Origin of the sequence: Thermococcus sp., from assembly GCF_027012695.1 — an archaeon.
Taxonomy (GTDB): domain Archaea; phylum Methanobacteriota_B; class Thermococci; order Thermococcales; family Thermococcaceae; genus Thermococcus.
Map to the genome: position 1 here is coordinate 1 of NZ_JALUYR010000032.1, position 3,893 is coordinate 3,893.

At 52.6% G+C, this 3,893-nt stretch carries 7 protein-coding genes; 6 read left to right on the forward strand and 1 reads right to left on the reverse strand.

What is annotated here, in order from left to right:
* The first annotated feature begins 11 nt into the window (after positions 1–11).
* From cobZ to cobS, 3 genes are read left to right on the forward strand one after another with little or no spacing between them, the layout of a single operon-like run.
* Positions 12–437 (forward strand): alpha-ribazole phosphatase CobZ, encoded by a 426-nt coding sequence (gene cobZ, locus MV985_RS01720; RefSeq protein ID WP_297459581.1) that lies wholly within the window; start codon positions 12–14, stop codon positions 435–437.
* A complete protein-coding gene (locus tag MV985_RS01725; protein ID WP_297459538.1) occupies positions 424–681 on the forward strand; it encodes a hypothetical protein in 258 nt (85 codons plus the stop codon). The genes cobZ and MV985_RS01725 overlap by 14 nt, the downstream gene beginning before the upstream one ends.
* Positions 678–1,379, forward strand: coding sequence for an adenosylcobinamide-GDP ribazoletransferase (cobS, locus tag MV985_RS01730; protein ID WP_297459543.1), 702 nt, complete (start codon positions 678–680; stop codon positions 1,377–1,379). Before MV985_RS01725 ends, cobS begins: the two co-directional genes overlap by 4 nt.
* Here cobS and MV985_RS01735 read toward each other — a convergent pair.
* Positions 1,364–2,380 (reverse strand): MJ1477/TM1410 family putative glycoside hydrolase, encoded by a 1,017-nt coding sequence (locus tag MV985_RS01735; protein WP_297459549.1) that lies wholly within the window; start codon positions 2,378–2,380, stop codon positions 1,364–1,366. The two genes, cobS and MV985_RS01735, sit on opposite strands and share 16 nt — an antisense overlap.
* A gap of 48 nt (positions 2,381–2,428) precedes the next feature.
* Between MV985_RS01735 and MV985_RS01740 the strand changes: the two genes are divergently transcribed.
* The 3 genes from MV985_RS01740 to MV985_RS01750 form a co-directional block, all read left to right on the forward strand.
* A complete protein-coding gene (locus MV985_RS01740) occupies positions 2,429–2,980 on the forward strand; it encodes an NTP transferase domain-containing protein (protein WP_297459556.1) in 552 nt (183 codons plus the stop codon).
* Positions 2,981–3,016: 36 nt separating this feature from the next.
* Positions 3,017–3,235: a hypothetical protein gene (locus MV985_RS01745; protein ID WP_297459566.1), complete on the forward strand. Its 219-nt coding sequence runs from the start codon at positions 3,017–3,019 to the stop codon at positions 3,233–3,235.
* 47 nt (positions 3,236–3,282) lie between these two features.
* On the forward strand, positions 3,283–3,893 hold a 611-nt coding region (locus MV985_RS01750; protein ID WP_297459575.1), incomplete at its 3' end, for a hypothetical protein.

The window sequence follows — 3,893 nt, forward strand, 5'->3', positions numbered from 1 at the left end:
GATGTGATGATATGAACGCCGAAGAACTCCTCCAAAAACTCGAAAGGTCCGGGATAACCCTAAAGGACATGCTTGACACGGCGATGGAGCTCTACGTTGGAGATGAGAGTGAGAAGGTAAGGAGAAGACTCAAGAGGGTTATGCTCCGCCACCTCAACGACATCAACGTTCAGGCCCTCCTTTTGTCGGCCATTCTCCTTGAGGAGAACTTCAGGGTTGAAGGCGACCCCGTTAATCTGGTCGCGGACGAGCTCATCGGAATCAACATCGCGGAGTACATAGGTGGTAAAATGGCCCTCTTCAACTTCTTCTACTACGACACGAGAAAGCCGGGAATTCTCGCCGAGCTACCGCCTTTTTTGGACGATGCAATCGGGGGATTTATAGCGGGCTGTATGACAAGGCTATTTGGGGGTGGTTGTGATGACCAGGATTGAAACCCGGAAGTGCCCCATCTGCGGGGGCACGATGGTTAAGAGCAAGTCTGAAAAGGCCGGTTACGCGAGGTTCTTCTGGCAGCCGCCGTGGAAGAGCAGAACCACCGGCCTGCTGAGGCCCTTTATTGATGCAACGCCATGGCTCTGCCTCGACTGCGGTGTTGTTCTGGCCTTCGTGGACGAGGATAAGCTCTCAACCCTCAGGGAAGAGTTCGAGGAAAAGAGGGCAGAGGTGGGCCTGTGAGAAACATCCTCCCCTTCCTAACCCGGGTTCCTCTCAAAGGAGATTTCGAAAGGGCCCGGAATGAGCTCTGGGCCTTTCCTTTGGTAGCTCCGGTAAGCTCTGCCCTTCCTCTCGTCCTCTTATACCTCAAGTTACCCCTCTCTAACGTCCTCGCCCTCCTGGCGCTCTACTTTACGATAGGGCTCCTCCACCTCGACGGATTGGCTGACTGGGCCGACGGAATAATGGCCAAGGGCGACCGCGAGAGAAAGATTAGAGCCATGAAAGACCTCAACACTGGTATAGCCGGCGTTTTCGCAGTCGTGATGGTGCTGTTCCTCCAGGTTTACTCGCTCCAGCTCGTTCCTTTCTACGCTATCTATCTGGCGGAGCTGAACTCCAAGTTTTCACTCCTCCTTGGGTTGGCCACAAGAAAGCCCCTTGGCCAGGGATTGGGAGCGTACTTCATGGAAAAAATGAACGGAAAGCAGCTCGCCATTGGGACAGTCCTCTACGCTATCCTTTACCTACCAATAGCGCTCTACAACCCGCTCGCCCTTGCCGGGATAACGGGTCTCCTCTTCGGTGCCTACGCCGTAAAGCTATCCCTCAATAACTTCGGCGGGATAAACGGTGACTGCCTCGGGGCCATCGCCGAGATAACGAGAACCGGAACGCTACTCGTTTTAGCTTTTGCGTGGGCTTATCTCGGCGGTTGAATCCCCGGAATCACCACCAGCTCGTCGAGTTCTCTATCAGTTCTCGCCGCGTAGGGGATGTAGCCTTTCCCTCTAGCTTGCTCGACAAAGTCCCTTATCCGCGCCATGTTCTCCGGATTATCTGTCCCGTCATCAACGTAGTCAACAACGAGGACGAACTTTCCAGCTCTGACAACCCTGCTGAGGAGGGGGAGCTTTTCATTCCGCCACGGGCTCGCTCTAAGGTCGTCGTAGAAGACATCCTCGCTCGCCCAGCCGGAGACGACTTTTAAAAGCCGTCCGTCGTACTCTAGCAGTCTCTCCCCGTTCTGGGGGATTACGAGAAAGTCTTCGTCTGCTTTTGAGCGCGTGTAGTTGGTTATCTCAATGATGAATTCTATCATTTCCCTTGCCGTCCAGTTCTCCTCGTAGCCTTTATCGCTCCAGTACTCGAACTCGTCAACCTTATCCAGATAAACGCCGGAAAAACCCTGCTCAATGATTCTGTCGAGGTAAGCGAAGACGATTCGCTTCCATCCATCATCCCAGTACTTCACGGCGAAGTTGCCCTTCCACTCCGGGTTCTCCGGGCCGAGCCATTCCAGAGGCTTCTCTGCCCAGCTTTCATCCCAGTAGAAGCGGTAATCCTCGGCCTCTCCTATGCTGATGTATGCCACCGGAATAACGCCGGCCTTCTTAATCTCTTCAATCTCTTCGCGAGTGTAAGCCTTTTCATCGCTTCCGTCCCGAGAGTAATCCATAACGACTAAATCAAAGCCGCTCTCCGCTATAACCTCTGGACTCGCGTTCTGGAGCCAGTAGGCCCAGCTCTCGATTTTGAACTGGCCGCTCGAATGGGTTCGTTGAGAAGATGAGCCTTCAGAACCACCTGACGATGTATCAACTGTCGGGGGAGTGAATTGAGTCGTCTGGGTCTGTCTGTCCTTCTCATTTCCCATGCATCCAGAGGTCAGGAGAACGAGGACAATGATAGTTGCAAGGAGTGCACCAGCGGCCTTCATGAACCTCCTTTGGGAAAGGTTCTTTTAACCCTTGCCCAAGTCCACCCCATGGGCTATCCAATAGTCATCCTCGCCGGCGGAAGGTCAACGCGCATGGGGAGGGAAAAGCCCGTCCTAGAGGTTGAAGGAAAGCCGATGCTCCTTCGGGTCTATGAGGAGGCCTCGGCGGTGGGAGAAACGGCGGTGGCCCTCTCACGGAACACCCCAAAGACAAGAGAACTGTGCCTTAGGGAAGGAGTTCCCTTCGTCGAAACGCCCGGAAGGGGTTACGTTGAAGACGTTCAATGGCTCCTTCGTGAGTTCGGGCCTTTCGTTAGCGTTTCAGCAGATTTACCCTTCGTTAAGGCCTCTGATATTAGCTCATTCGCGAAAGCCTTCGACGGAAGGGTAAGCTTAACGGGTGTCCTTTCACTTGAGAAGGTCCCGGGAGATTTAAAGCCCGTAGTTTACAGGGGCTACGCGATAGTGGGATTAAACGCGGTTGGAACCGAGGGAGAGGAGTTTTTCGAGCTGAGCAACCCCCTCTTAGCTTTAAACGTGAACACGCCGGAGGAGTTGGAGTTGGCGGAGAGGATAGCAAAGCTCCTCCGTGGAAAGTGATTTAAGGGGCCGAGCGTTTAAAGGAACGGTGGTTCAATGGGTGAAAGGGGCTCCTCAATCGGCGGCTTCCTGCTCTTCATTGGCTTCATGATTCTGGGAGTTGTGATAATCCTGGGATTCCTGCTATTCGCGGCGGCGTTCCTCATAGTTCTGGTGCCGCTTGTGGTAATCCTGGTGGTGTGGGCAGCTTTGAAGGGCTGGTGGAGGAAGAGGCATCCTCCCAAAGAGCTTGAGAGACCGGAGGATTATTTTTAGAGGGGAAATCTTTTTAACCCCTCTGGGTTTTAAGACAGCGAGCAAAAATGGACGCTCTGGTGTTTGTCTCGAACGCATTGATTGTGGGAGTCGTTGTCCTTATATGGGTTGCATGGAAAAAGGCCAGGTATAGAACCCCAGAGATCAAAAGGGCCTTACTGGAGTTAAGCTTTGGTCTAGTTGGTTTTATTGGCATATTTGACTTGGCATACTACCTTCATAGCAGGCCTCTGGGAGGGGCATCGATAATTTTCCTCTTCGTAATGCTGTTTTTCTCCGTTAGAGACGCAAATAGGGTATTTCCCAGAGTGCTCACATTCGAGTCTAGGAAGACCTGCAAGAAAATAACCTTCAACTCATTGCTCTTCTCGGAGGGTCATTCCTGCCTAATTGAGCTGTCCCGCAGGACGTCCGTTGACTTTGCACTCGTCGTTTACTACCTCCTTATTGTTGCCCTTAACATACCAGTTATCAGCGCTTTTCTTTACATTCTCTTCTGGTATACCGGGGCTATCATGCTCTTGTGGTTTCCAATTCCAACTGTTCTTGGATTTTCGCTCATTGCCTCGGCTGTGGCCATGGCCCCATTAGTTTATATGATGCGGGAAAACCTCCTGAAAATAAGGGCCAGGGAGCTTTCAGAATCCAAGCTCCCCTA